This is a genomic window from Mycobacterium yunnanensis (genome assembly GCF_025823185.1).
Classification (GTDB): domain Bacteria; phylum Actinomycetota; class Actinomycetes; order Mycobacteriales; family Mycobacteriaceae; genus Mycobacterium; species Mycobacterium yunnanensis.
This window is the reverse complement of the sequence record NZ_JACKVK010000004.1, coordinates 131772-156753: the sequence shown is the minus strand read 5'-3', so window position 1 is coordinate 156753 and position 24982 is coordinate 131772. Positions and strand designations below refer to the sequence as shown.

Genomic DNA, 24982 nt, shown 5'->3' with positions numbered 1-24982 from the left:
GCCTCAACTGCTCGGCGCGTCAGGCGGGGCCGACGCGGTGGATGGACTTGCATACGCCGTCGTCGTCTCGTCGTGGGTGAACAGCACACCGGCGGCGATCAGACGCTCGATCTCCACCGCGTCGAGACTCAGGACCTCACAGGCGATCTGGCGGGTGTGCTCCCCCGGCATCGGGGCGGGCCGCAGCGGCGCGTCGGCGATGCGCCGGAAGTGTGCCGGATGGGTCTCGCTCGGCATGGGGGCCGCGAACAGCGGGTGCACCATGTCGGCGTAGAGCTTGCGGAAGGTCAGCTGCGGGTCGCCGAGCACGTCGACTGCACGGTGCATCGAGCCCGCCGGCACGCCCGCCCGCTGCAACGCCTCGACGGCTTCGGCCTTGTCCCGCACCGCCGTCCACGCGGCGACGCACTGCTGCAGCGCCGTCGCGTCGGCGGGCAACGCTTCGAGACCGAACGTGGCGGCCAGCGCGGCGCGATCCTCTGCCGAGCGCACCGAGACCACGCACCACTCGTCCTCCCCCGCACACGGGTAGACGGCGTGCAGCGCGTCGTCGTCCGCCACGTGGAAGCCGGCTGCCTTCGCGGCCTCGACGACGTAGGAGGTGGCCAATTGGTTCACCGCGGCCTCGGCCTGCGACACGTGGACGTGGCCGCCCGTGTCGGTACGAGCGATCAACGCCGCAAGGGCGGCGATGGCGGTGATCCGAGCGACGACGTGGTCGGGGAAGATCGTCGTCGCGTCGTAGAACCCGGTGTCCTCGGGGTCCGCGGACGCCCACAGCCGGCTGACTCCGGTGGTGGCGCGGACCAGCGGGCCGTACCCCATTCGCTCGCTCCACGGCCCGGTCGATCCGAACGCGCTGCTCTCGGCCAGCACGATGCGGGGGTTGACCTTGGTCAGCTCCTCATAGGAGAAGCCAAGCGCGGCAAGGGTTCCCGGCTTGAAGTTCGCGAACACCGCATCGGATGCCGCCACCAGCCGCCGGAACAGCTCGGCGCCGTCGGGTGAGCGCAGATCCAGGCCCAGGCTGACCTCGTTGCGATGGGTCAGCGCCCACGATCTGCTCATGGGTTGACCTGGCGGGCTCTGGCGTAACCCGTCGGGGTAGGCCTTGCTCTCCACCTTGATGACCTCGGCGCCCATGTCGGCGAACAGCCGGCCGAGCTCACCGCCCGCCACGATCACGCCGAGGTCCAGGACCCGCAAACCTGTCAGCGGGGCCCGCGCGGTCTCGTCGGGCGGCGTCACGGGCGGACGATCGCCCGTACGCCACCGACTCTCGTCGCTCCCCGGCTCCGGATGGGGCCGCGAGATGCCGGATCGGCGGCCGTCGACGACGAAGGAACCGGCGGGCACGGGAAGCGTTGCACCGACGCCGATCTGAACGTCGGTGAGCGCTCCGACTGCTCGGAAGTGCTCAGAGCCCAGCGCCTCGGCGGGTGTGTACACCGCGGCGATGGGCACGCCGCGGCGCTGCCCCTCGGCCACCAGCGCGTCCATCGTCTGCCGGGCGAAGAGGTCTGCGATGGCGGCGTTGAGTTCGTCCGAGGCGAGGAACCGGGCCACGATGGTCTCGAACTTCGGATCCGCAAACTGCTCGGGTTCGCCGAGCCAGGCGCGCATGCCATGCCACTGCCGGGGCGAGAGCAGGCAGATGCGGACGAAGCCGTCCGCGCACGGGAACGTCGGGTAGATCTGCTGGTTGCGCGGCCGACCCCGCCACAGGTCGCGAGACTGCTTCTGCCCTGACGCGGCCTGCCCCTCCGAACCGAACGGCGGGTCGAGGCACTGCACGACGGCCTCGTAGCGCGAGAAGTCGACGTAATCGCCGCGGCCGCAGCGCAATCGGTCGTAATAGGCGACGAGCACCACCCACGCGGCCTGCACGGCTGCCGTCGAGGTGGCCAGCCCTGTTGGGGGCAACACCGGGCGTCCCGTCGTGGGGCCGGACCGCGACAGCGCCGTCGACATCGCGTAGAGCACGGCGTCGGTGGCCCGCCAGTTCGCACGCGGACCCGTCGTCCCGAAGTCGCTCATCTCCAGGGCGACGAGGTGTTCGTGGCGTCGCGTCACCTCAGCGGCCGCCTGTCCGAAGGCCGCGGCACCGAGTGCACCGCCGCCGTCGACGAGGACGTCGGCCTCGGCGACGAGGGCCGCAAAGCGGTCCCGGTCGCGCGTGACGGCCGGGTCGAGCACGACGCTCCGCTTGTTGGCGTTGTCGAGGGCGAAGGCGACCGACGATCCGGCCACGGTCGGCGTGGCCGTGCGGTGCGCCGCCCCGCCCGGCGCCTCGACCTTGAGCACGTCGGCGCCCAGGTCGGCGAGAATCCTGCTGACACCGTCGGACTCGGGACCACCGACGTCGACCACCCGCATCGCCGAAAGCAACTGACAGGTGTCAAGCATGCGGCTCAGTATCGTGCAGCGGCCCGTGCCGCTGTGGGCCGGGTCTCCATCCACGGCGCACGAAACGTCGGCCAGGGTCGCGGCTGCCGACGACGACCTGCGTGAACGGCCTGCTCACGTATGCTGGCGCGGTCATGATCGAATCCGCCGCGGCCGATGCGCCGCCCCACCCGCTGATCGGTCAGCTGGCGGCGCTACACCACTTTCGCACCTACGTCGACGTGGGTGTCGTGGTCGTCGTGCTGGTGACGACCAATCTGCTGGCGCACTTCACCACCCCCATGGCCAACGTCGTGGTGGTGCCCGCGGCCGCGATCGGCTTGGTTCTGCTGGTGCGCTCGCGGGGCCTTGGGTGGAGCGAACTGGGCCTCGGCCGTGACAATTGGCGCTCCGGGGCGTGGTATGCCGCGGGGGCGGTCGGACTGGTGGGGGCCGTCATCGCCGTCGGCGCGATTCTTCCGTGGACGCGGCCAATGTTCATGAACGACCACTACGCCACCATCTCCGGTGCGCTGCTGGCCTCCCTGGTCATCATCCCGTTGCAGACGGTGATCCCGGAGGAGCTGGCATTCCGCGGCGTCCTGCACGGAGCCATGGACCGTGCTTGGGGCTTCCGTGGGGTCGCCGCGGCGGGCTCGCTGCTGTTCGGCATGTGGCACATCGCAACCTCATTCGGGTTGACGAGCAGCAACGTCGGCTTCTCGCACCTCTTCGGCGTCGGCGTGCTCGGTGTGATCGCCGGCATCGTGATGGCCGTGATTGCCACCGGCGCAGCGGGTTTCGTCTTCACCTGGTTACGCCGCCGCAGCGGCAGCCTCATCGCACCGATTGCCCTCCACTGGTCCCTCAACGGTCTCGGGGCGCTCGCAGCGGCCCTGGTCTGGCACCTCTCGACCTAGGGAGTGCTCCGGCGTTGCCGAGCACGAAAGTCGCGATTCTTGAGCTTGTTACCGCACGTGGACATGTCGCACCACGTTCCGCCGTGGTTGCGCGAACGGTCGAAGAAAACCCACAGGCACGCCTCGTTCGCACACGTCTTCAGATGGCCCCAGGTGCCGTCGAGCTGGGCATCACGGATGACGAGGAGCAACGCGAGCAGCCGCGCCCGCATCGAAATGCGATCAGTCGTCAGCGACACCGAACTGCCGTCGACGCAGACGCGGACGACGCCGTCGTCGGCGAGGGTACGCAGGACGGCCGTGGCCGCATCGTCGGGCGGCGGTCCCCCTGCGTTGTGCATGACCAACGCGCGCAAGGCCTCCCTGACCGCGATGACCACGTCGAGATCGCGCCGGGTGAGCGTCTCCCCGACCCCGAGTAGCCCGTTGGCCGCCAACCACGGGCCGGCGTCGGCAGCCTCGGCCAGCCGGTCTTGACCCGACTCCCGGTCGACGGTGTTGATCAGGGCCTGCACTCGGCGCAGTGCGCCGGGGGCCGGTTTGGCCTCGGCGTCGCCGAGCCACGAGACGGTCGTCATCGTCGAAGGATAGCGGTGCCGTGACCGGTATCAGGTGTTGACTGGTCACTCATGACCGGTATAGCGTCTTTACAGGTCACGTTTCTCGAGGAGGTCGGCGATGACACCGCGCAGCCGGATACCGCAACACTGCACCGACGACTCCGCGCCGGAGCTCGTCGCGGCGACTCACTCGGCCCTGCCGCAGCGCTTCTGGGCTCGGGTGTTCGCGACGCGGTACGACCTTCGGACGGATCAAGGGGTGCCGGTTACCGCGGGCAGCCCGCTGGCCGCCCATCACCAACGGTTGCTCTCCCGCCGGGAGCGCACGGACCTGGCCGCGGCGCTGACGTTGCTGCTCGAGGATGCCGACCGCCCGACGGGTCGAGGCGATCACGCGCCACGGGTACCGATCGAGGCGGACGCGGTGAGGCGGTCGGTAGACGTCGTGGACGACGTTCGGGCCCGGCTGCTCGGGCCGCTTCCGGTCCGCGCGCGAGGCATGGCCCGGCTTCGAATTCTCCTTGGCGACGGCCGCGGCCCGACCTATCGGGCGGGCCGCGGCACGTTTGCCTCCGCTATACGCGGGGTGCTGGCAGCGCTGTGAGCGTCGCCGCTACCTCTTCTTCTGAACCGCGCCCACGATCGACAGCAGGATCACCGAACCCAGGATGGCGGTGAACAGGGTGAACCACCATCCACCGGCCGCGGTGTCGACGAAGAAGCTGAGCAGGAACCCGCCGATGAGCGCGCCGACGATGCCGATGACGATGTTGAGCAGGATGCCCGAGCCGCCGCCCTTGACGATCTTGCCGGCGATCCAGCCCGCCAGGGCGCCGATGATGATGTAGCCGATCCACCCCACGCTGGTGAGCGTGCTGGACCGTTCGGCAAGGAAATCCGTTGCCGCGAGCATGTTCATGATGACTCCTACCGATAGCCGTTCCAGCCCGGCGACGTTGCCGGGTGTCTGGTCCGGTCTACCCGCGCAGGGTCACGATTAGGCCCACGAACGGTAGTCAGTACATGCCGATTTCTAGCCGGCCGGCATCATCCCCGGAGGCGCATCCGTCACCGGAACCGGTACGCCCACACCGGGTCGAGCTGGCGGCGCATTCGGATCCGGCGCAGGAGCGTTGGGGTCCGGCGCGGGCGGCGGCGGTGGTGGTGGCGGGGTGAAGGAGCGGATCGACTGCGCAAGCGTCGCTGCCGCCGCCTTGTCGACCGGGTGATTGGCCGAACCGAGCCAGACGACGAACCAGCGCTCAGGCGTCCGCGAACCCCGCGGAGCCCCAGGCGGGGGAACGTCGCCGACGACACCGGCCCAGATCTGGCCGTTGGGCTTGGTGGTGTCGGTGAACTTCACCTCGTAGGACGAGAACGCGCCGGGCAGACCGGCCGCGTTGAGCGGGCCCGCCTCCTGGCCCTGGCGCGTGCCGGCGAAGGGCATGAAGAACTCACCCATGTCCGAGGCCAGCCGGGTGGCGGCCTTCGCGTTGTCGGTTTCGGCGCCGGCGAAGAGCTTGAGGTCGAGGCGACCCAACAGAACACTCGTGTCCGACGGCGCCTCGGCACCTGCCTCGGGGACCTTGGTCAGCAGCGCCTGGCCGTAGGAGAGCTGGGTGTTGTCGGAGACCTTCCACCCCGCGGGCACGACGTAGCTGAAACCGCCGGCGGCGTTGTCGACGCGACCCGGCTCCGGGGGCGGCGCGGGGGGCGCGGCGGGATCGGCCGGCGGCGGCGCGTTGGGGTCGGCCGGGGGCGGCGCCGGCGCGTTCGGATCCACCGGGGCCGGGGCGGGTGCCGGGGCCGGCGCCGGGGCCGGGGCGGGAACGGGGTCGGCGTGGGCGGGAAGCGCGACTGTCACTGCAGTGACGCCCGCGAGGACGGCCGAGGCCAGTGCCCGGGGGACGCGCCTGCGTCGAGGAGGGTGCTGCATGGGGAAGAAACTACCGTGTTACGGCCGTGACGCAAGTGTGAGTTGCTCTTAAAGTGCCGATCTGCGAGATTGCTGTGACGCTAAAGAGGCCAGTCAGCCAATGCAGGACCAGTTGCTGTCCATATGAGGGCAGCACGACCCGCCCGCGCGGTGCGCGGGGCCTGCACACTGTCATTCGCCACGGCGGCAGCCACCGTTACCGCGCTCGATGAATCGACACTTCCCGCGACTTCACGGTGAAGTAGACCCGCTCGCCCGGTGCCAGCCGCAGGTCTGCCGCCGAGTCGGCCGTGATGTCCGCCGACAGCCCCGGCGACCCGTCGGACTGCGGCTCGGCGCGCAGCCGGATCGCTGGCCCGCGACCGTCGAGCTCGGCCAGCACGACCTCGACGGTGTTGCGCGGACTGCCGTGGGGCTCCTCGCGGTACACCGCGACGGCAGACGGGTGAAAGGTGGCGACGACGGGCTCGTCCGTGGCGGTTCCGACGTCGCCGTCGAGAGTGCCGTGCCACACCCGCCCCGAACTCGCCACCAGCGTGGAGCCGGTTCCGACTCGACCCCTGACCAGGTTGATGCCGGCGAATCGGGCGCCGAAGCCGCTGCGCGGTGCGGCCAGGACGGTGGCCGTCGGCCCCGCTTCCACCACGCGGCCCGACTCGACCACCACGACATCGTCGGCCAACGTGACCACGTCGAGCAAATCGTGGGTGACCAGCACCGACGACCGGCCGTCACGAACCAGGAATCGACGCAGCACCGTGCGCATCGCGGCGGCGACGTCGACGTCGAGACCGCTGAGTGGCTCGTCGAGCAGCAGTACCTCCGGGTCGGCGGCCAGCGCCCTGGCGAGCGCGACCCTCTGCGCCTGCCCGCCCGAGAGCTGACGCGGCGTACGGCCGGCCAGCTCGGCCACCCCCACCTCGCCAAGCCACCGGGTGGCGACCTCGCGAGACGCCGCACGGCTCGACCGCTTTCCATGCCGCGCCCCGAAGGCGACGTTCGCCACGACCGACAGGTGCGGAAACAGCAGCGCGTCCTGCATCAGGAGCCCGACCCGGCGGTCGTGCGTGTCGACCTGCACGCCACCCGGTGACTCCGTCAGGATCCGCTCCCCGACCCGCACCACCCCGGCGTCGGGGCGGACGAGACCGGCCACCACGTGCAACGCCGTGGACTTGCCCGCTCCGTTGGGGCCGAGGATCGCCAGCACCCGACCGGGCGGCACGGAGAACGCGACGTCCACGCCGCGGGCGTCGACCACGGCCCGCACGTCGACGCCGCTCACGGTCTACTGCCAGGCACTCGCGCCACCCGCCTTGATGCGGCGGCTACCGAGCCCTATTACGACGATCGCAGCCACCGCGACGAGCAGCACCGACAACGCCACCGCCGCATCGGCGTCGACCTCGCGCTGCAGGTAGATCTCCAACGGCAAGGTGCGCGTCACGCCCTCTCGGGACCCCGCAAAGGTCAGCGTCGCCCCGAATTCACCGAGCGCACGGGCGAAGGCCAGCACCGCTCCGGAGACGAGGCCGGGCGCCAGCAACGGCAGCGTCACCCGCCACCACACCGCCGACGGGCGCGCACCCAGGGTGGCAGCGACCACCTCGTAGTCCGACCCGACGGTGCGTGCGGCCCCCTCGAGCGCGATGACGAGGAACGGAAGCGACACGAACGTTTGCGCCAACACGACGGCCGTGGTCGTGAACGCGATGTGCACCCCGGCTGCCTCCAGGTACCGCCCGACGAGACCGAGCCGGCCGAAGGCGTACAGCAGCGCGATGCCGCCGACGACCGGCGGCAACACCAAGGGCAGCAGGATCAGCGGCCGGACCCAGCGGATGACGCGGGAACCGCTGCGCGCCAGCACCATCGCCATCGGGACGCCAAGCAGAACGCACAGCGCGGTGCTCGCCGCGGCGGTCTTGAAGCTCAACACGAGCGCCGTCGTCGACGACGTGCTGGTGATCAGGGACCAGAACCGGGACCAGTCGACCCGTGCCGCGATCGCCACCAACGGGAGCACCACGAAGATCGCACCGGCGACGGCCGGGACATGGATCCACCGCGGCAGACTGCGCACCATCAGAACCCTAGGCGAGCGAGCCGACGGCGTCGGCGTTCGCGCGCGTGGCGCGTGCCGCCGGGTAGCTACCGTCCAGTAACATCGACGGCGACTCGCTGGGGTTCAGCGTCGAACACGAGGAGGTCGAACGATGGACGTGCTGCTCACCGGCGGTGACACCGATCTGGGGCGCATCATCGCCGAGGGTTTCCGCGACGCGGGACATCAGGTGGTCATCGCGGGTTCTCGTCGAGACGAGCTGGAGGTGGCGGCCAAGGAGCTCGAGGTCGACTCGATCGTCTTCGACAACACCGATCCCGCCAGCCTGGAAGCGGCCCGGGGCCAGTTCCCGCATCACCTCGACGCCATCGTCAACGTGCCGGCGCTCCGCGTCGACGGCGGCGATCCGCGGACGTACACGCTGACCGAACGCGCGGCGGCGTGGCGAACGGCACTGGACGCCACGGTGCTCTCGGCCGTGCTGACCGTCCAGATCCTGGGCGATCACCTTCGCTCGGGCGGCACGATCGTCAACGTCGTCGGCGACAACGCCACCGAAGGCAGCGCCGAGGCCGCGATCAAGGCCGCGCTGTCGAATTGGACTGCCGGCCAGGCGACTCACTTCGGCATTCGGGGCATCACGCTCAACGCGGTGGCGTCCGGCCGCGGCGCCGAGCCGGGCTATGACGGCATCGCGAGCACGTCGCCGTCGGTCGCCGCGGAGATCACGCGACTCGCGCTGTTCCTCGCCACGCCGGCGGCCCGGCACATCACCGGGCAGACGTTGCACGTCAGCCACGGCGCGCTCGCGAGCTTCGCCCGCTAGCCGCAATCATTCCGCAATCCGCTCAGAGCGAAACGGGGTTACGGTTCCGCTTAGGCGTGGTTACGGTCATATAATGACCATTCGACTCGGACTTCAGATCCCCAACTTCACCTACGGCACCGGGGTGGACCAGCTCTTTCCCACCGTCATCGCCCAGGCTCGCGAGGCCGAAGCCGCCGGCTTCGACTCCGTCTTCCTGATGGACCACTTCTATCAGCTGCCCGGCCTGGGCACGCCCGACCAGCCGATGCTGGAGGCCTACACCGCGCTGGGCGCGTTGGCGGCGGCCACCGAGAAGGTGCAGCTCGGCACCCTCGTCACCGGCAACACCTACCGCAACCCCACCCTGCTCGCGAAGGCCATCACCACCCTCGACGTCATCAGCCAGGGCCGGGCCATCCTCGGCATCGGCACCGGCTGGTTCGAGCTGGAGCACGACTCGCTTGGCTACGACTTCGGTACGTTCACCGACCGCTTCAACCGCCTCGGCGAGGCCCTGCAGATCATCCTGCCCATGCTGGCGGGAGAGCGTCCGACCTTCACCGGTGAGTACTACCGCACGCAGGAGGCGATGGCCGAGCCCCGCTACCGCGACCACATTCCGCTGATGATCGGCGGCAGCGGCGAGAAGAAGACGATTCCGTTGGCCGCCAAGCACTTCGACCACCTCAACATCATCGCCGGATTCGACGAGCTGCCCCGCAAGCTCGCGGTGGTCAAGGAGAACTGCGAGAAGATCGACCGTGATCCGTCGACGCTGGAGACCAGCATGCTCGTCGTCGCGATCATCGGCGAGGGCATCACCGCTGACTTCATCCCCGAGGACTTCCGCCAGCAGGCGGTGTTCGGCAGCCCCGAGCAGGTGGCCGACCAGATCAAGACCAAGGTCCTCGACGCCGGAGTCGACGGCGTGATCATCAGCCCGGTGACGAGCATCGACGGATACCACCCCGGCCCCGCAACCGAGGTCGCGGAGAAGCTCAAGCCGCTGCTGAACGGGTAAACGGCAGGGGGCTGGAACACAGACCGGAGGCGTCCGTACGGCCGGTGGGTTATCTCACCGCACTCTGGGGAACTGGTCCGACTAACCTAGAGGTTGTACTGGACAGGTTTTCCGCACGCGAGGAGCAGCAATGAGCCACCCCGGAGCTACGGCAACGGATCGGCATAAGGTCGTCATCATCGGTTCCGGGTTCGGCGGTCTCAACACCGCCCAGAAGCTCAAGAGGGCCGACGTCGACGTCAAGCTGATCGCTCGGACGACGCACCACTTGTTCCAGCCCCTGCTCTACCAGGTGGCCACCGGCATCATCTCCGAGGGCGAGATCGCTCCACCCACCCGGCTGATTCTGCGCAAGCAGCACAACGCCCAGGTGTTGCTCGGCGACGTCACGCACGTCGACCTGGCGAACAAGACCGTGACCTCCGAGCTCTTGGGTCACGACTACGTCACCCCTTACGACAGCCTCGTCATCGCGGCCGGCGCCGGGCAGTCCTACTTCGGCAACGACCACTTCGCCGAGTTCGCACCCGGCATGAAGTCGATCGACGACGCGCTCGAGTTGCGTGGCCGCATCCTCGGAGCGTTCGAGCAGGCCGAGCGCTCCAGTGATCCCGAGCGTCGCAAGAAGTTGCTGACCTTCGTCGTCGTCGGCGCCGGTCCCACCGGTGTCGAGATGGCCGGGCAGATCCAGGAACTCGCCGACCAGACGCTCAAGGGCAGCTTCCGCCACATCGACCCCACCGAAGCACACGTGATCTTGCTCGACGCGGCGCCTGCGGTGCTGCCGCCGATGGGCAAGAAGCTCGGCCTCAAGGCGCAAGCCCGGCTGGAGAAGATGGGCGTCGAGGTCCAGCTGAACGCCATGGTCACCGACGTCGACCGCAACGGCATCACGGTCAAGGACGCCGACGGCACCATTCGCCGCATCGAGGCCGCATGCAAGGTGTGGTCGGCCGGCGTGCAGGCCAGTCCCCTCGGCCGCGACCTCGCCGAGCAGTCCGAGACCGAGATCGACCGCGCCGGACGCGTGAAGGTGCTTCCCGATCTGTCTATCCCGGGCCACCCGAACGTATTCGTCATCGGTGACATGGCCTACGTCGAGGGCGTGCCTGGCATGGCGCAGGGTGCGATCCAGGGCGCCAAGTACGTCTCCAAGATCATCCAGAACGAGGCCAAGGCCCGCGAGCACGGCACCATTCCCAAGCCGCGGGAGCCGTTCAGCTACTTCGACAAGGGCTCGATGGCCACGGTGTCGAAGTACAACGCGGTCGCCCAGGTCGGCAAGCTCGAGTTCGGCGGATTCATTGCGTGGCTTGCGTGGCTGGGCCTGCACCTCATCTACCTGGTGGGCTTCAAGACCAAGGTCGCCACGCTGTTGTCGTGGGCGGTGACCTTCCTCAGCCGCGAGCGAGGACAGCTGACCATCACCGAGCAACAGGCCTATGCGAGAACGCGCATCGAGCAACTCGAGGACATGGCCGCGTCGCTGCGCGAGACCGAGAAGGCCGCGAGCTAGTCCCCCTCGGGGCTACAGTCGATCGCCCTGCCACGTCGCCAGGCATCCGCCGGCGGCGAGTTGGAGCATGGTGCCCGCACCGTCGAATTCGGCCTGCGGGTACCGCAATTCGCTCACGTACGCGCGCGGCGAGGCGAGCTCGTCGTCGGTGACGCTGCCGGCGCCGAGCTCGACGCGATGCCGCAACACCGGTGTCGCGTCGGCGTCGGCGCGCATCGAGCCCGACCACGTCCCGTGCCGCTCGTGCGATCTGCCGATCTGCACGCGCTCGCGCACCCTCACGGTGCCTCCCTCGCCAAGCGCCAACCGGGTCGACGTCACATGCCGGGCCGCGCCGGCCACGATGGTCGGTTGGGGGTCGACGTCGAGGTGGCCGTGCACCTCGAGATCCCACGTCGCCCGTGACTCCATGGTGACCGTGCCGGGCATCGCCATCGTGGCGGCCGCGCTGCGCACCCGCAGGACCGCACCCGCCTCGACCACCACGCGGATCGAGATGGTGTCACCACCCAGTGGCGTCGCCGCCGCCGAGATGAGGTGCACCGTGTCGGCGTCGGTGCGTCGGCCCGCGAGGCCGCCAACGCATTCGATGCGGGGCGCGCGCCCCACGGACGCGACGATGAGAACTTCCGAGAGCATGCCCTAGACCGGCACGCGCAGCTGGCGGTACACCCAGTCCGTCACCAGCGTCGCCGCCGGGTCCTCGGTGAGCGAGATGAGCACGAACGGCCGCTCACCACGGACGGTCGTGGCGTCGCGGCGCATCACGTCGAGGTCGGCGCCGACCATCGGGGCGAGGTCGGTCTTGTTGATCACCAACAGGTCCGAGAAGGTGACGCCTGGCCCGCCCTTGCGTGGCACCTTGTCACCCCCGGCGACGTCGACGACGAAGATCTGCACGTCCACCAGACCCGAGGAGAACGTGGCGGTCAGGTTGTCGCCGCCGGATTCGACCAGGATCAGGTCGAGCTTCGGGTTGCCGGCAATCAGATCGTCGATCGCGTCGAGGTTGGCGGTGATGTCGTCGCGAATGGCGGTGTGCGGGCATCCCCCGGTCTGCACCGCGGCGATGCGTTCGTCGGGAAGCACCGCGTGGCGACGCAGGAAGTCGGCGTCCTCGGTGGTGTAGATGTCGTTGGTGAGCACCGCGAGTGACAGCTCGCCGCGCAGCCGACGGCACAGGGCCGCCACCAGAGCGGTCTTGCCGGAGCCCACCGGCCCACCGATCCCGATGCGTAGCGGCTCACCGGCCTGGCGGACGCGGCGAGGCCTGTCGTGGTGGCCGTGAGGTTCACCGTCGAGCAAATGTGGTGGCATGACTGGCCTTTCAGGACGCGAACAGCGGACGGTCGCGCTCGGCGTGCCGTTCGGCGAGCACGTCGAGCAACGGATCGGACAGGTCGGCGAGCTCCTTGGCCGCTTCGGCCGCGGTCAGGTCGCACAATGCGGCGAGCTCGAAGGTCAGGGCGGCGACGTCGCCGGGATCCAGGGCCAGCAGGCGCTGCGCGGCGGTCGCCGATCCCGTCATCGTCGTGTACACCACCGAGGCGGCGGTCTGCTCGGGCATCAGCCCGCTGGCCATGCCGACGGCACCGGCGGCGACACCCAGGTGCGGTTTGGGGCCGACGGCGTCCCACTCCCCGCCGGGCCACACCTTGCGAGCAAGCCGCACCAGTCCACGACCCTGCGCCCGCGACGCGGTCCGAGCAGCGGAAGACGGTGTGCGCGCGTCGGTTTCGAGGTCGGCGGCCGCCAGGCTCAGCGTGCCGGCGTGCACGGCCGCCGCGATCGATGCGGTCACCAGTCCACTGGTGCGGATGCGACGGCGCAGGAACGCCCGCAGCGTGACGACGTCGCGGACCAGACCACTCGTGACGGCCTCCTCCACGCTTCCGGAGTGGACGTGACCGCCGGTGGGCAGCCGCGAGTCGGCCAGGACGAGCAGGGTCGAGAGATTCGACATGTCAGAACAGGAAGTATCGCTGTGCCATCGGCAACTCGACGGCGGGTTGCTCGGCCCAGACGTCGCCGTCGATGGTGACGGTGAAGGTGTCGGGGTCGACCTCGATGCGCGGCAGGGCGTCGTTGAGCGGCATGTCGGACTTGGAGACCTTGCGCACGTCGCGGACGGGGACGAGGCGACGATTGACCGAGAGCCGGTCGGCCAGGCCGTCCTCGACGGCCTGCGGTGCGACGAAGTGCACCGAGGTGGCGGCGGCCGCGGCCGGCGCGGCCCCGAACATCGGCCGCGGCAACACCGGTTGTGGCGTCGGGATGGACGCGTTGGCGTCACCCATCGCCGCCCACGCGATCATGCCGCCCTTGACCACGGCGTGCGGCCGCACTCCGAAGAAGGCCGGTTCCCACAGGACCAGGTCGGCGAGCTTGCCCACCTCCACCGATCCGATCTCGTGGTCGACACCGTGGGCGACGGCCGGGCAGATCGTGTACTTCGCGACGTAGCGGCGCACCCGGTTGTTGTCGGCTGCCCCGTCCCCCTCCAGTGCACCGCGGCGCTTCTTCATCACGTGCGCGGTCTGCCACGTGCGAAGGACCACCTCGCCGATGCGGCCCATCGCCTGGGCGTCACTGCCGATCATCGAGATCGCGCCGATGTCGTGCAGCAGATCCTCCGCGGCGATCGTCGACGGGCGGATCCGGCTCTCGGCGAATGCGAGATCCTCTGGAACGCTGGGGTTCAGGTGATGACACACCATCAGCATGTCGAGGTGCTCGTCGAGGGTGTTGACGGTGTGCGGTCGCGTCGGGTTGGTCGAGCTGGGCAGCACGTTGGCCTGTGAGACCACCGTGATGATGTCCGGTGCGTGGCCGCCGCCTGCGCCCTCGGTGTGATACGCGTGGATGGTGCGACCGTTGATGGCGGCCAGGGTGTCCTCGACGAAGCCCGCCTCGTTCAGCGTGTCGGAGTGCAGGTTGACCTGGACGCCGGCCGCGTCGGCCACGGTCAGGCAGGCGTCGATCGCCGCGGGCGTGGTGCCCCAGTCCTCGTGCAACTTGAATCCGGCTGCCCCACCGCGCAATTGCTCCCACATCGACTCGGAGCTCACGGTGTTGCCCTTGCCGAGCAGCAGCACGTTCAACGGCCAGTGGTCGAGCGCCTCGAGCATGCGGGCCAGGTGCCAGGACCCCGGGGTGACGGTGGTGGCCTTGCTGCCTTCGGCGGGACCGGTGCCGCCGGCGAAGATCGTGGTGATGCCGCCGCCGAGCGCCTCCTCCATGATCTGCGGGCAGATCAGGTGGACGTGACAGTCGATCGCACCCGCGGTCAGGATGCGGCCGTTGCCCGCGATGATCTCGGTCGACGGACCGACCACCAGGTCGGGGTGCACGCCGGACATGATGTCGGGGTTGCCGGCCTTGCCGATGGCGACGATGCGACCGTCGCGAATTCCGACGTCGGCCTTGATGATTCCCCAGTAGTCGACGATCACCGCGCCGGTGATGACGGTGTCGGGGGCCCCTTCGGCCCTCGTCGCGCGGGACTGGCCCATCGACTCGCGGAGCACCTTGCCGCCGCCGAACACCGCCTCGTCCCCGGCCAGGCCGGGGCCACCGCTGCGGTCCTCGGTGATCTCGATGAACAGGTCGGTGTCGGCGAGCCGGATGCGGTCGCCGGTGGTGGGGCCAAAGAGCGCGGCGTAGCGACTCCGGGATAGTCCAGTCACGAATCAAGCCTTCCCGGTGGCGTCAACGACAGTCCGTACACCTCGCGGCTGCCGCCGAGGGGCACTAGCGAAACATTCTGCGAGATACCGGGTTCGAAGCGCACCGCCGTTCCGGCCGGTATGTCGAGACGGTGGCCGTGGGCCGCCGCCCGGTCGAATTCCAGCGCCGCATTGGCTTGCGGCAAGTGGACGTGGCTGCCGACCTGCACGGGCCGGTCGCCGGTGTTGACGACCGCCATCTCGATGCGCTGGGCACCGTCGTTGATGGCGATGTCACCGTCGCCGTACAGAATTTCGCCTGGAATCACTGGTGCCCTCCGATCGTCGCGCACGCGCTCATCGAGTCACCCTCAGGAGATCGGGTGGTGGACGGTGACGAGCTTGGTGCCGTCGGGAAAGGTGGCCTCGGCCTGGACGTCGTCGAGCATCTCCGGGACACCTTCCATGACGTCGTCACGGGTGAGCACCTCGCGTCCGCTCGTCATCAGCTCGGCGACGCTACGGCCGTCGCGGGCACCCTCGAGAATGTGGTCGGTGATGAGCGCGACCGCCTCGGGGTGGTTCAACCGCAGACCGCGAGCTTGGCGGCGGCGGGCGAGTTCGGCCGCGTAGGAGATGAGCAGTCGATCCTGCTCGTGCGGTGACAGACGCATAGGTCGCGATCCTGCCACGGCGCGCGGCACTCAGCAGCGCAGGCGCGGGTGCGCCCGGGGATCAGGCCTCGCTGCCCAGGTTCTGCAGACGGACCTGGCCGCGGGCGACCATCTTGTCGTTGGTGTCGGTGATCTCGACGAGCCAGATCTGCTGGCGGCGACCGCGGTGAATCGGAGTGGACGTCGCGGTGACCATGCCCGCCGTGATGGCGCGCAGGAAGTCGGTGTTGTTGTTCACGCCGACGACGTTGCTTCCTGCGCCCTTGGCCTGCAGCCACGTCGCCGCCGAGACGCTGGCGACGCTCTCGACGATGGCGCAGTACACCCCGCCGTGCACGATGCCGTGCGGCTGAAGGTGCCTGGCGTCGACCGTCAGTTGGGCCTTCGCGCCGTCGGGCGTCACGTCCAGGTAGGTGAGGCCAATCTGGTCGTCGAATCCGCCGTCCGCGCCGTTTGGCATCCAAGTCGTCACACCGAATTGTCTACACGCTCGGGGTGCGCCGGGGACGCGTACCCCAGGAAAACGGGTGGGCCCCGCACACCAGACGTGTGCGGGGCCCACCCTCGAATGGACCGGGGATCTCTGCAGCCCTCAGGATTCCGCGGCGGTCCGGTGGTTCGAGGCGTTCGTGACGCTCCGGATGAGCATAGGCAAGGCTGCCCTAATTTAGCAAGGCCTTCGCCGGGCGGCGTACCCCGCGCACGGGAGCGCCGAATCCGACCAGGGCGTCGAGGACGGCCTGCCCTCGCCGCATGCTGACGAGCTCACTGGAGCCGGTGAGCAACGGCACCCGCGTGGCGGCGCTGACGACCGTGGTGCCGACGACGTGCCACATTGCGTCCGTCGAGATCGCGCCCCCACTGACCGCCACCAGCTCGTCGAACAGTGGCCGGAGCGCGCAGTGGCTGCGGTGGGCCACCCACGTCGTCAGCGCTGCCTCGTTGGGCAGTGCGACGATTCCGGACTCCCCCTGGAGCTTCGGGTCGTCGGGCAGCGCTCGCAGCGTGGGGTCGACGACGCCTACCCAGTCGATGACACCTTCGGAATCGACGTGCACCCAGAGGTTCTCCAGGCCGGTGTCCCACGCCCTGCCCTCGAGTACCAGCAGTGGCACGACACGTCCGACGACGACGTGCGCCAGCGTCGCCGCGAGCTGCTGGGTGACGGCGACGCGGTTGTCGGCCTCGGCGACCGCGGCGTCGAACATGGCACCGAGACGTCCGTCGACGAGCGCGTCGGACAGCGGCCACCATCGCCGCCGGGACAGATCTGCCATGACGGCGACGCCGTAGACCCGCGGGCACTCGGGGTAGAGCTCCCGCAGCCGGCGGCTGGATTCGTGCAACGGCAACGGCGTGTCGATCGCCATCCGCGCGATGAGTGGGTCCTCGAAGGCAAGCGTCATGAGTCCTCCTGCAGTTAGGTTAGCCTTACTATAGTGAGCGTGATGAACGGCAAAACCCTTCGTGACCCGACTCACAGGCGGGAATCAACGCCGACAGCCCGCGGCTCATACGACACGCGGTAGTACGCGCGTAGTACCCTGATCCCATTGCTCAGGAGAGTGAACGAAACATGGCCAAACAGACGCGACTCGGGGAACTCGAACGCGAGGTGATGGACCACCTGTGGTCCGCGCGCGAGCCCCAGACCGTCCGCCAGGTGCACGAGGCACTGGCGGCGCGGCGAGACTTGGCCTACACGACGATCATGACCGTCCTGCAGCGCCTCGCGAAGAAGAACCTCGTCGTGCAACACCGCGACGACAGGGCCCACCGCTACGCCCCCACCCACGGCCGTGACGAACTGGTCGCCGGTCTCATGGTCGACGCGCTGGACCAGGCCTCGGACTCCGGCAGCAGGCAAGCCGCCCTGGTCCACTTCGTCGAGCGGGTCAACGCCGACGAGGCCGACGCGCTGCGACGCGCCCTGGCAGAACTGGAGGCAAAGGACGCGTCTGTCCCAGCCGCTGGTAATCCGGGTACCGCCTGAGGGACAATTGCGGTGTGTCCGCGCTGGCCTTCGCCGCAGTCGCACTGGTTCTCATCGGACCAGTGCCGGCATTGTTGGCGCGCTCGTCGTGGCCGCTACGCGCACCCCGCGCCGCGGTGGTGCTCTGGCAATCCGTCGCCCTCGCAGCGGTGTTGTCGGCGTTCAGCGCTGGCATCGCCATCGCCAGCCGGCTCTTCGTCCCAGGTCCTGATGGCAGGCCCACCGCGACGATCACCAGCGAGATCGCGGTCCTCGGCTGGCCGCTGTGGGTGCTCTACGTCGTGGTCTTCGCCCTCACCCTGCTGATCGGCGCGCGCCTGATCGTGGCCGTGGTCGGGGTGGCCATCGCGACCCGGCGGCGGCGGGCCCACCACCGCATGGTGGTCGACCTCGTCGGCAGGTGCCACGACCCCTCCGTGCGACGCTCCCACGGACTGCGCATCCTCGACGTTGCGCAGCCGCTGGCGTACTGCCTGCCCGGCGTCCGCAGTCGGGTCGTGGTCAGCGAGGGCACGCTCACCGCTCTGTCCGACGCCGAGATGGCCGCCATCCTGAGCCACGAACACGCACACCTGCGGGCCCGCCACGATCTGGTGCTGGAGATGTTCACCGCCGTCCACGCCGCCTTCCCCCGCTTCGTCCGTAGCGCCAACGCGCTCGACGCCGTGCGCCTCCTCATCGAGCTGCTGGCCGACGACGCCGCGGTCCGCACGTCCGGCCCGACGCCGCTGGCCAGGGCCCTGGTGGCGTGCGCGTCGTGCCGCGCCCCCTCCGGTGCGCTCGCCGCCGGCGGACCGCACACCGTGACCCGCGTCCGCCGGCTCTGCGGCAAGCCCAACAGCGTGCCGCTGGCCGTCGCGGCCTACGTCACCGCCGCGGCGCTGCTCGTCGTCCCGACCGTCGCGCTCGCGGTGCCCTGGCTCACCGAGCTGCAACGGTTGATCACCGGCTAGATTCGAGCTGCGAACCCTCCTGGTTCACGACCCAGGACAAGGCCGACCCACCTACGAAAGGCTGCCCGTGAGCTCGCCCGAATCAGATGCAACCGCCGGAACGGCTCAAATCGGAGTCACCGGACTGGCCGTGATGGGGTCCAACCTCGCCCGCAACTTCGCCCACCACGGGTACACCGTCGCGCTGCACAACCGCACGACCGCCAAGATCGACGCGCTCCTCGAGGCACACGGCGACGAGGGCAAGTTCGTGCGCGGCAACACCATTCCGGAATTCCTCGCCACTCTCGAGAAGCCGCGCCGGGTGATCATCATGGTCAAGGCGGGCGACCCGACCGACGCCGTCATCGACGAGCTCGCCGACGCGATGGAGGAGGGCGACATCATCATCGACGGTGGCAACTCCCTCTACACCGACACCATCCGCCGCGAGAAGGCCATCCGCGAGCGTGGGCTGCACTACGTCGGCGCGGGCATCTCCGGCGGCGAAGAAGGCGCGCTCAACGGGCCGTCGATCATGCCCGGTGGCCCCAAGGAGTCCTACACCTCGCTCGGCCCACTGCTGGAGGAGATCTCCGCCCACGTCGACGGCGTCCCGTGCTGCACGCACATCGGCCCCGACGGTGCGGGCCACTTCGTCAAGATGGTGCACAACGGCATCGAGTACTCCGACATGCAGCTCATCGGCGAGGCGTACCAACTGCTGCGTGACGGCCTCGGCAAGACCGCACCGGAGATCGCCGACATCTTCGCCGAGTGGAACAAGGGCGACCTGGACAGCTACCTGATCGAGATCACCGCCGAGGTGCTCAAGCAGGTCGACGCGAAGACCGGCAAGCCGCTGGTCGACGTCATCCTCGACGAGGCCGAGCAAAAGGGCACCGGCCGCTGGACGGTGAAGTCCGCCCTCGACCTGGGGGTGCCGGTCACCGGCATCGCCGAGGCCGTCTTCGCCCGCGCACTGTCGGGCTCGGTGGCCCAGCGCAAGGCGACCACCGGGCTGGCATCCGGTGAACTCGGCGTCAAGCCCGAGGACGCAACCCAGTTCGTCGACGACGTCAGCAAGGCGCTCTACGCGTCGAAGATCATCGCCTACGCCCAGGGCTTCAACCAGATTCAGGCGGGTAGCGCCGAATACGACTGGGACATCACCCTCGGCGACATGGCCACCATCTGGCGGGGCGGCTGCATCATCCGCGCCAAGTTCCTCAACCGCATCAAGGAGGCCTACGACGAGAACGGCGAACTGGCCACCCTCATCGCCGCGCCGTACTTCCGCGATGCCGTGGAGGCGGGCATCGACAGCTGGCGCCGCGTCGTGGTCAAGGCCACCGAGCTGGGCATTCCGATTCCCGGTTTCGCGTCGGCGCTGTCGTACTACGACGCCCTGCGCACCGAACGACTGCCTGCGGCCCTGACCCAGGGCTTGCGCGACTTCTTCGGCGCGCACACCTACGGCCGCATCGACGAGGATCCGAGCAAGAAGTTCCACACCCAGTGGAGCGGCGACCGCAGCGAATCCCCCGCCTGACCGAGGCTGCCCCCAACGCAAACTAGGCTGGGGCCATGCGGTTCCTCGACGGGCACCACCCGCCCTACGACCTGACCTACAACGACGTCTTCGTCGTACCGGGACGCTCGGACGTCGCGTCCCGGTTCGACGTCGACCTCTCCACCACCGACGGCTCGGGCACCACCATTCCGGTGGTGGTCGCGAACATGACCGCCGTGGCAGGCCGTCGGATGGCCGAGACGGTGGCCCGTCGCGGCGGCATCGTCGTTCTGCCGCAAGATCTTCCGACCTCCGCGGTGCGCGAGATGGTCGAGTTCGTGAAGAGTCGCGACCTCGTCGTCGACACCCCCGTCACCCTCTCTCCGGAGGATTCGGTCTCCGATGCCACCGCACTGATCCACAAGCGCGCCCACGGCGCCGCGGTGGTGGTCGACGCCGACGGCGCGCCCGTCGGGCTGGTCACCGAGGCGGCCTGTCGTGGGGTGGACCGCTTCGCGCGGGTCCGCGACGTGGCGACGGTCGACTTCGTCACCGCGGCGGTCGGCACCGATCCCCGCACGGTGTTCGACCTGCTCGAGCACAATCCGGTCGGGGTGGCCGTGATGACCGGGCCCGACGGCCGCCTGGCCGGCGTGCTCACGCGAACGGGTGCGATCCGGGCGGGCATCTACTCCCCCGCGGTCGACGACGCGGGCCGGCTGCGGATCGCGGCGGCCGTCGGCATCAACGGCGACGTGGCGGCCAAGGCCCAGGCGCTGGCCGAGGCCGGCGTCGACCTGCTGGTCGTCGACACCGCCCACGGCCACCAGCTGAAGATGCTCGACGCCATCAAGGCCGTGTCGTCGTTGGGCCTCGGACTTCCCATCGCCGCGGGCAACGTGGTCTCCGCGGAGGGCACCCGCGACCTAATCAGCGCAGGCGCGTCCATCGTCAAGGTCGGCGTCGGCCCCGGCGCGATGTGCACCACGCGCATGATGACCGGCGTCGGACGCCCCCAGTTCTCGGCCGTCGTCGAATGTGCCGCCGCCGCACGCCAATTGGGTGGACACGTGTGGGCCGACGGCGGCGTGCGCCACCCCCGCGACGTCGCCCTGGCGCTGGCCGCCGGCGCCGCCAACGTCATGATCGGCTCCTGGTTCGCCGGCACCTACGAATCCCCCGGCGACCTGCTCCACGACCGCGACGACCGCCTCTACAAGGAGAGCTACGGCATGGCGTCCAAGCGTGCGGTCGCGGCCCGGACCTCGGGCGACAGCCAGTTCGACCGGGCCCGCAAGGCGCTCTTCGAAGAAGGCATCTCGACCTCGCGGATGAGCCTGGACCCGGCGCGCGGCGGCGTCGAGGACCTCTTGGACCACATCACGTCCGGGGTGCGCAGCACCTGCACCTACGTCGGCGCCACCACGCTGGAGGAGCTGCACGACAAGGTCGTCCTCGGCGTGCAGTCCGCGGCGGGCTTCGCAGAAGGGCACCCGCTGCCGTCGGGCTGGTGACCTTGACGGCCTCCCCGCTACGATTGGTCGATCTCGTCATCGATCGAAAGGGAACACGTGCCGCAGGCACCCGCCGAGGCCCCGGAACCCGAACCGGCCTCCCCGGAGCCATCCGACGCCGAACCCTCCAGTAGGAAGCCGGGCCTCGAGCCCGGCGCCCGTGGTGCGTGGCTCCGATGAGCCTGGTCCTCAGCCTGATCGCCTTCCTCCTGCTCACGGCCGGGACGGCGCTCTTCGTCGCCGCCGAGTTCTCGCTGACGGCGCTGGAGCGCAGCACCGTCGAGTCCAACGCCAAGTCGGGCGGCTGGCGCGACGGGTACGTCCAGAAGGCGCACCGCTCCTTGTCCTTTCAGCTGTCGGGTGCTCAGCTCGGCATCTCTATCACCACGCTGGCGACCGGTTACCTCGCCGAACCCGTCGTCGCCACACTGCTGCACGCGCCACTGAAACTGTTGAGGGTGCCCGAGTCGATGCTCGACGGCATCTCGCTGGGCCTGGCGCTGCTGATCGCCACGTCGGTGTCGATGATCTTCGGCGAACTGGTGCCCAAGAACCTCGCCGTCGCCAAACCGTCGCCGACCGCCCGCTGGGCAGCCCCGCCGCAATGGTGGTTCTCCCGGTTCCTGACTCCAGCGATCAAGGTGACCAACGGCACCGCCAACTGGATCCTGCGCAGGCTCGGCATCGAACCCGCCGAGGAACTGCGATCCGCCCGCTCCCCCCAGGAGCTCGTCTCGCTGGTGCGTACCTCCAAGCGCAGCGGCTCCCTCGACGCCAGCACCGCCGACCTGGTGGACCGCTCACTGCAATTTGGTGAGCGCTCGGCCGAGGAGCTGATGACGCCGCGCTCCAAGATCGAGTCGCTGCACCTCGACGACACGGTCGCCGACCTGATCGGCAAGGCGATCGACACCGGATTCTCGCGCTTCCCCATCACCGCGGGCGACCTGGACGAGACCGTCGGCATCGTGCACGTCAAGCAGGCCTTCACCGTGCCCCATGCCGAACGCGCCACCACGGCGCTCGTCACCATCGCCCGACCGGTGTCCACGGTGCCGTCGAGCCTGGACGGCGACGCCGTGATGACCCAGATCCGCGCCAACGGGTTGCAGACCGCGCTGGTGGTCGACGAATACGGTGGCACCGCGGGAATGGTGACCGTCGAAGACCTCATCGAGGAGATCGTCGGCGACGTCCGCGACGAGCACGACGACGCCACCCTCGACGTCGTCGAGGTCGGCGACGGATGGCGCATCTCGGGCTTGCTGCGCATCGACGAGGTGGAGAGCGAGACGTCGTTCCGGCCGCCCGAGGGCGACTACGAGACGATCGGCGGACTCATCCTTCAAGAGCTCGGCCACATCCCCGAGCCCGGCGAGACCGTCGAACTCACCGAGTTCGATCCCGACGGCCCGTTGGACGACCCCGTGCACTGGCAGGCGACGGTGATCCAGATGGACGGCCGCCGCATCGACCTGCTCGAGCTGACCGAACTGGGCCGACGCGGCTCGTCCGAGGAGGAGGATCACTGATGGGATCCGACGTCTTCGGCGTGTTGCTCACCGTGGTGCTGCTCGGCGCCAACGCCTTCTTCGTCGGCGCGGAGTTCGCCCTGATCTCCGCGCGCCGCGACCGGCTCGAAGCCCTTGCCGAGCAGGGCAAGAAGAGTGCCGTCACGGTCATCCGCGCCGGTGAGCGGCTCTCGCTGATGCTGGCGGGCGCGCAGCTGGGCATCACGATCTGTTCCATCCTGCTGGGCCGCGTCGGCGAGCCCGCCGTGGCGCACCTGCTGGAGGTGCCGTTCGGGGTCCTCGGCATTCCCGACACCGTGTTGCACACGGTGTCGTTCGTCATCGCGCTCGCCGTGGTGGTGACGCTGCACGTGCTGCTCGGCGAGATGGTGCCCAAGAACATCGCGATCGCCGGGCCCGAATCCGCGGCCATGCTGTTGATCCCGCCGTATCTGGTCTACATGCGGCTCGCCAAGCCCTTCATCGCGGTCTACAACTGGTGCGCGAACTCGACGCTGCGGGCCCTCGGGGTCGAACCCAAGGACGAGCTCGACGTCACGGTGTCGTCGGTGGAGCTCTCGGAGATGATCGCCGAGTCCCTCTCGGAGGGTCTGCTGGACCCCGAGGAGCACGGCCGGTTGACCCGGGCCCTGCAGGTGCGCACCCACGTGGTCGCCGACGTCGCGATCCCGCTGGCCGACATCCGCGCGGTGCCCGTGGCGGGTCCGGGTCTCGGACCGACCGTGGCGGCGATCGAACGGGCGCTGGTCGACACTGGTTACTCCCGCTTTCCCGTCACCGACACCACGGGCGCCTTCCTCGGCTATCTGCACATCAAGGACGTGCTCGGCCTGATGAGCAATCCCGACGCCGTCGTCGACGTGGCCACGATTCGCGCGCTGCCGCGGCTGGCCGCCTCGTCGACCGTCCCCGACGCGCTGACCCGGTTGCGCCGCGACAACAGTCACCTGGCACTGGTCACCACCGACGACCGGGTGACGGCCGTCGTCGCGCTGGAGGACCTCGTCGAGGATCTGGTCGGGACGGTGCGCGACGGTACGCACCGTGTCTGACACGGCCCTCGCACCCGTGGTGCTCGCCGAGGCCGACTGGACCGACCGCGAACGCCGCCACGTCGAGCGGGCGGAGACCTTCCTCGGGCCACACCAGCTGAGGGCCGGTCGCGGTGAGGCACATCCGGTGTGGGACTTCCTGTTCACCTACTACAGCCTGCGGCCCCGGCGGCTGAGGCGCTGGCACCCGGGTTACGGCGTGGCGCTCCAGGGCGGGGCGGCCGAGGCGTTCCTCGCCCGCAGCGGCTATCACCGGCGGGGCTCTGCGGTCACGGTGGGCGAGGACCTCCTGCGGGCGCGCCTGGACACCGTCACCTTCATCGCCGGGCTGCTGGGTGCGACCGCCGCGCGCCCGGCCCGGCTCAACTGCTTTGGGCTCCACGAGTGGGCCATGGTGTACCGGGCCGACGACGTGCGCCACGGCCAGGTGCCGCTGCGGCTGGGTTCGAGCGGCACCGACGCAGTCGTCGAGTCGACACCTCTGCGCTGCAGCCACTTCGACGCCTACCGCTTCTTCACCGAGCCCGCCGCGCCGCGCAACGCCGAGCCGCTCACCCGCGACAGCCAGATCGCGACCGAACAGCCCGGGTGCGTACACGCCAACATGGACTTGTACAAGTGGTGCTACAAACTGGGGCCGTTGGTGCCCTCGGAGCTGCTGATGGACTGCCTCGACCTCGCCGCCGACGCCAGGATGCTCGACATGCGGGCCAGTCCCTACGATCTGGCCGCCTACGGCGTCTCCCCCATCGCGATCGAAAACCCCTCCGGCCGAGCCGAATACGTCCGCTCACAGGAAACTCTCGCCAAACGGGCAGCTCCCTTGCGGGCAACGCTGCTTGGCTGGTGTGGCGAGCTGATCGAGGCCGCAGACGGCTGAGAAGGGCGACGCACCG

Annotated in this window: 26 protein-coding genes; 12 read left to right on the top strand and 14 right to left on the bottom strand. The window is 69.4% G+C overall.

All coding sequences use genetic code 11. The features are described 5' to 3' along the window. Positions 1–3: 3 nt before the first annotated feature. Positions 4–2406: a CaiB/BaiF CoA-transferase family protein gene (locus tag H7K45_RS06135; RefSeq protein WP_263994892.1), complete on the bottom strand. Its 2403-nt coding sequence runs from the start codon at positions 2404–2406 to the stop codon at positions 4–6. A gap of 134 nt (positions 2407–2540) precedes the next feature. On the opposite strand from H7K45_RS06135, the gene H7K45_RS06130 reads away from it, so the two are divergent. Further along, on the top strand, positions 2541–3305 hold the full coding sequence (locus H7K45_RS06130) for a CPBP family intramembrane glutamic endopeptidase (protein WP_263994891.1): 765 nt from the start codon (positions 2541–2543) through the stop codon (positions 3303–3305). On the opposite strand, the gene H7K45_RS06125 is transcribed toward H7K45_RS06130, so the two are convergent. Beyond that, entirely contained in the window at positions 3302–3883 is a 582-nt protein-coding gene (locus tag H7K45_RS06125; protein ID WP_263994890.1) for a CGNR zinc finger domain-containing protein, read from the bottom strand. The two genes, H7K45_RS06130 and H7K45_RS06125, sit on opposite strands and share 4 nt — an antisense overlap. A gap of 100 nt (positions 3884–3983) precedes the next feature. On the opposite strand from H7K45_RS06125, the gene H7K45_RS06120 reads away from it, so the two are divergent. Further along, on the top strand, positions 3984–4469 hold the full coding sequence (locus tag H7K45_RS06120) for a hypothetical protein (protein WP_263994889.1): 486 nt from the start codon (positions 3984–3986) through the stop codon (positions 4467–4469). A gap of 9 nt (positions 4470–4478) precedes the next feature. On the opposite strand, the gene H7K45_RS06115 is transcribed toward H7K45_RS06120, so the two are convergent. The 4 genes from H7K45_RS06115 to H7K45_RS06100 all read right to left on the bottom strand — a co-directional run bounded on the left by H7K45_RS06115 (position 4479) and on the right by H7K45_RS06100 (position 7887). After that, entirely contained in the window at positions 4479–4784 is a 306-nt protein-coding gene (locus H7K45_RS06115) for a GlsB/YeaQ/YmgE family stress response membrane protein (protein WP_263994888.1), read from the bottom strand. A gap of 114 nt (positions 4785–4898) precedes the next feature. After that, entirely contained in the window at positions 4899–5801 is a 903-nt protein-coding gene (locus H7K45_RS06110) for an APA family fibronectin-binding glycoprotein (RefSeq protein ID WP_263994887.1), read from the bottom strand. 196 nt (positions 5802–5997) lie between these two features. Continuing rightward, the gene (locus tag H7K45_RS06105; protein ID WP_263994886.1) at positions 5998–7086 is read right to left on the bottom strand and encodes a sulfate/molybdate ABC transporter ATP-binding protein; all 1089 of its coding nucleotides are present in this window, start codon (positions 7084–7086) and stop codon (positions 5998–6000) included. A 3-nt stretch (positions 7087–7089) separates the two neighbouring features. Then, positions 7090–7887, bottom strand: coding sequence for an ABC transporter permease (locus tag H7K45_RS06100; RefSeq protein ID WP_263994885.1), 798 nt, complete (start codon positions 7885–7887; stop codon positions 7090–7092). Between the two features lie 130 nt (positions 7888–8017). On the opposite strand from H7K45_RS06100, the gene H7K45_RS06095 reads away from it, so the two are divergent. The 3 genes from H7K45_RS06095 (at position 8018) to H7K45_RS06085 (ending at position 11211) form a co-directional block, all read left to right on the top strand. Further along, positions 8018–8692, top strand: a complete 675-nt coding sequence (locus H7K45_RS06095; RefSeq protein WP_263994884.1) for an SDR family oxidoreductase — start codon at positions 8018–8020, stop codon at positions 8690–8692. Between the two features lie 73 nt (positions 8693–8765). Further along, positions 8766–9695 (top strand): LLM class F420-dependent oxidoreductase, encoded by a 930-nt coding sequence (locus tag H7K45_RS06090; protein ID WP_263994883.1) that lies wholly within the window; start codon positions 8766–8768, stop codon positions 9693–9695. 130 nt (positions 9696–9825) lie between these two features. After that, positions 9826–11211, top strand: a complete 1386-nt coding sequence (locus tag H7K45_RS06085) for an NAD(P)/FAD-dependent oxidoreductase (protein WP_263994882.1) — start codon at positions 9826–9828, stop codon at positions 11209–11211. A 12-nt stretch (positions 11212–11223) separates the two neighbouring features. On the opposite strand, the gene H7K45_RS06080 is transcribed toward H7K45_RS06085, so the two are convergent. The 8 genes from H7K45_RS06080 to H7K45_RS06045 all read right to left on the bottom strand — a co-directional run bounded on the left by H7K45_RS06080 (position 11224) and on the right by H7K45_RS06045 (position 16956). Next, complete coding sequence (locus tag H7K45_RS06080) at positions 11224–11850, bottom strand: urease accessory protein UreD (protein ID WP_263994881.1); 627 nt, start codon at positions 11848–11850, stop codon at positions 11224–11226. A 3-nt stretch (positions 11851–11853) separates the two neighbouring features. After that, positions 11854–12528, bottom strand: coding sequence for an urease accessory protein UreG (ureG, locus tag H7K45_RS06075; protein WP_263994880.1), 675 nt, complete (start codon positions 12526–12528; stop codon positions 11854–11856). Between the two features lie 10 nt (positions 12529–12538). Beyond that, a complete protein-coding gene (locus tag H7K45_RS06070; protein WP_263994879.1) occupies positions 12539–13174 on the bottom strand; it encodes an urease accessory protein UreF in 636 nt (211 codons plus the stop codon). Between the two features lies 1 nt (position 13175). Continuing rightward, complete coding sequence (locus H7K45_RS06065; RefSeq protein WP_263994878.1) at positions 13176–14897, bottom strand: urease subunit alpha; 1722 nt, start codon at positions 14895–14897, stop codon at positions 13176–13178. Continuing rightward, positions 14894–15205, bottom strand: a complete 312-nt coding sequence (locus H7K45_RS06060; RefSeq protein WP_263994877.1) for an urease subunit beta — start codon at positions 15203–15205, stop codon at positions 14894–14896. The genes H7K45_RS06065 and H7K45_RS06060 overlap by 4 nt, the downstream gene beginning before the upstream one ends. A gap of 42 nt (positions 15206–15247) precedes the next feature. Then, positions 15248–15550: an urease subunit gamma gene (locus tag H7K45_RS06055; protein ID WP_263994876.1), complete on the bottom strand. Its 303-nt coding sequence runs from the start codon at positions 15548–15550 to the stop codon at positions 15248–15250. Positions 15551–15611: 61 nt separating this feature from the next. Beyond that, positions 15612–16022, bottom strand: a complete 411-nt coding sequence (locus H7K45_RS06050) for a PaaI family thioesterase (RefSeq protein WP_372512510.1) — start codon at positions 16020–16022, stop codon at positions 15612–15614. Between the two features lie 190 nt (positions 16023–16212). Next, positions 16213–16956: an iron reductase gene (locus H7K45_RS06045; protein ID WP_263994874.1), complete on the bottom strand. Its 744-nt coding sequence runs from the start codon at positions 16954–16956 to the stop codon at positions 16213–16215. A 170-nt stretch (positions 16957–17126) separates the two neighbouring features. Between H7K45_RS06045 and H7K45_RS06040 the strand changes: the two genes are divergently transcribed. The 7 genes from H7K45_RS06040 to H7K45_RS06010 all read left to right on the top strand — a co-directional run bounded on the left by H7K45_RS06040 (position 17127) and on the right by H7K45_RS06010 (position 24966). Further along, positions 17127–17543 carry a BlaI/MecI/CopY family transcriptional regulator gene (locus H7K45_RS06040; protein WP_263994873.1) on the top strand — a complete coding sequence of 139 codons (417 nt, stop codon included), beginning with the start codon at positions 17127–17129 and terminating at the stop codon, positions 17541–17543. Between the two features lie 14 nt (positions 17544–17557). Beyond that, a complete protein-coding gene (locus H7K45_RS06035) occupies positions 17558–18496 on the top strand; it encodes a M56 family metallopeptidase (RefSeq protein ID WP_263994872.1) in 939 nt (312 codons plus the stop codon). A 67-nt stretch (positions 18497–18563) separates the two neighbouring features. Beyond that, the gene (gnd, locus tag H7K45_RS06030) at positions 18564–20027 is read left to right on the top strand and encodes an NADP-dependent phosphogluconate dehydrogenase (RefSeq protein WP_263994871.1); all 1464 of its coding nucleotides are present in this window, start codon (positions 18564–18566) and stop codon (positions 20025–20027) included. A gap of 35 nt (positions 20028–20062) precedes the next feature. Next, positions 20063–21502, top strand: coding sequence for a GuaB1 family IMP dehydrogenase-related protein (locus tag H7K45_RS06025; protein ID WP_263994870.1), 1440 nt, complete (start codon positions 20063–20065; stop codon positions 21500–21502). Between the two features lie 176 nt (positions 21503–21678). Beyond that, a complete protein-coding gene (locus H7K45_RS06020; RefSeq protein ID WP_263994869.1) occupies positions 21679–23034 on the top strand; it encodes a hemolysin family protein in 1356 nt (451 codons plus the stop codon). Then, complete coding sequence (locus tag H7K45_RS06015; RefSeq protein WP_263994868.1) at positions 23034–24086, top strand: hemolysin family protein; 1053 nt, start codon at positions 23034–23036, stop codon at positions 24084–24086. The genes H7K45_RS06020 and H7K45_RS06015 overlap by 1 nt, the downstream gene beginning before the upstream one ends. Next, positions 24079–24966, top strand: a complete 888-nt coding sequence (locus tag H7K45_RS06010) for a 3-methyladenine DNA glycosylase (RefSeq protein ID WP_263994867.1) — start codon at positions 24079–24081, stop codon at positions 24964–24966. Before H7K45_RS06015 ends, H7K45_RS06010 begins: the two co-directional genes overlap by 8 nt. Positions 24967–24982 lie beyond the last annotated feature (16 nt).

Excerpts from the sequence above, each read along its gene's own strand:
- H7K45_RS06055 (WP_263994876.1), bottom strand. The coding sequence starts at position 15,550 with ATGCGTCTGTCACCGCACGAGCAGGATCGACTGCTCATCTCCTACGCG.
- H7K45_RS06085 (WP_263994882.1), top strand. The coding sequence starts at position 9,826 with ATGAGCCACCCCGGAGCTACGGCAACGGATCGGCATAAGGTCGTCATC.
- H7K45_RS06120 (WP_263994889.1), top strand. The coding sequence starts at position 3,984 with ATGACACCGCGCAGCCGGATACCGCAACACTGCACCGACGACTCCGCG.
- H7K45_RS06040 (WP_263994873.1), top strand. The coding sequence starts at position 17,127 with ATGGCCAAACAGACGCGACTCGGGGAACTCGAACGCGAGGTGATGGAC.
- H7K45_RS06110 (WP_263994887.1), bottom strand. The coding sequence starts at position 5,801 with ATGCAGCACCCTCCTCGACGCAGGCGCGTCCCCCGGGCACTGGCCTCG.
- H7K45_RS06090 (WP_263994883.1), top strand. The coding sequence starts at position 8,766 with ATGACCATTCGACTCGGACTTCAGATCCCCAACTTCACCTACGGCACC.
- H7K45_RS06080 (WP_263994881.1), bottom strand. The coding sequence starts at position 11,850 with ATGCTCTCGGAAGTTCTCATCGTCGCGTCCGTGGGGCGCGCGCCCCGC.
- H7K45_RS06070 (WP_263994879.1), bottom strand. The coding sequence starts at position 13,174 with ATGTCGAATCTCTCGACCCTGCTCGTCCTGGCCGACTCGCGGCTGCCC.
- H7K45_RS06095 (WP_263994884.1), top strand. The coding sequence starts at position 8,018 with ATGGACGTGCTGCTCACCGGCGGTGACACCGATCTGGGGCGCATCATC.
- H7K45_RS06025 (WP_263994870.1), top strand. The coding sequence starts at position 20,063 with ATGCGGTTCCTCGACGGGCACCACCCGCCCTACGACCTGACCTACAAC.
- H7K45_RS06115 (WP_263994888.1), bottom strand. The coding sequence starts at position 4,784 with ATGAACATGCTCGCGGCAACGGATTTCCTTGCCGAACGGTCCAGCACG.
- H7K45_RS06020 (WP_263994869.1), top strand. The coding sequence starts at position 21,679 with ATGAGCCTGGTCCTCAGCCTGATCGCCTTCCTCCTGCTCACGGCCGGG.
- H7K45_RS06135 (WP_263994892.1), bottom strand. The coding sequence starts at position 2,406 with ATGCTTGACACCTGTCAGTTGCTTTCGGCGATGCGGGTGGTCGACGTC.
- H7K45_RS06100 (WP_263994885.1), bottom strand. The coding sequence starts at position 7,887 with ATGGTGCGCAGTCTGCCGCGGTGGATCCATGTCCCGGCCGTCGCCGGT.
- H7K45_RS06045 (WP_263994874.1), bottom strand. The coding sequence starts at position 16,956 with ATGACGCTTGCCTTCGAGGACCCACTCATCGCGCGGATGGCGATCGAC.
- H7K45_RS06015 (WP_263994868.1), top strand. The coding sequence starts at position 23,034 with ATGGGATCCGACGTCTTCGGCGTGTTGCTCACCGTGGTGCTGCTCGGC.
- H7K45_RS06130 (WP_263994891.1), top strand. The coding sequence starts at position 2,541 with ATGATCGAATCCGCCGCGGCCGATGCGCCGCCCCACCCGCTGATCGGT.
- H7K45_RS06125 (WP_263994890.1), bottom strand. The coding sequence starts at position 3,883 with ATGACGACCGTCTCGTGGCTCGGCGACGCCGAGGCCAAACCGGCCCCC.
- ureG (WP_263994880.1), bottom strand. The coding sequence starts at position 12,528 with ATGCCACCACATTTGCTCGACGGTGAACCTCACGGCCACCACGACAGG.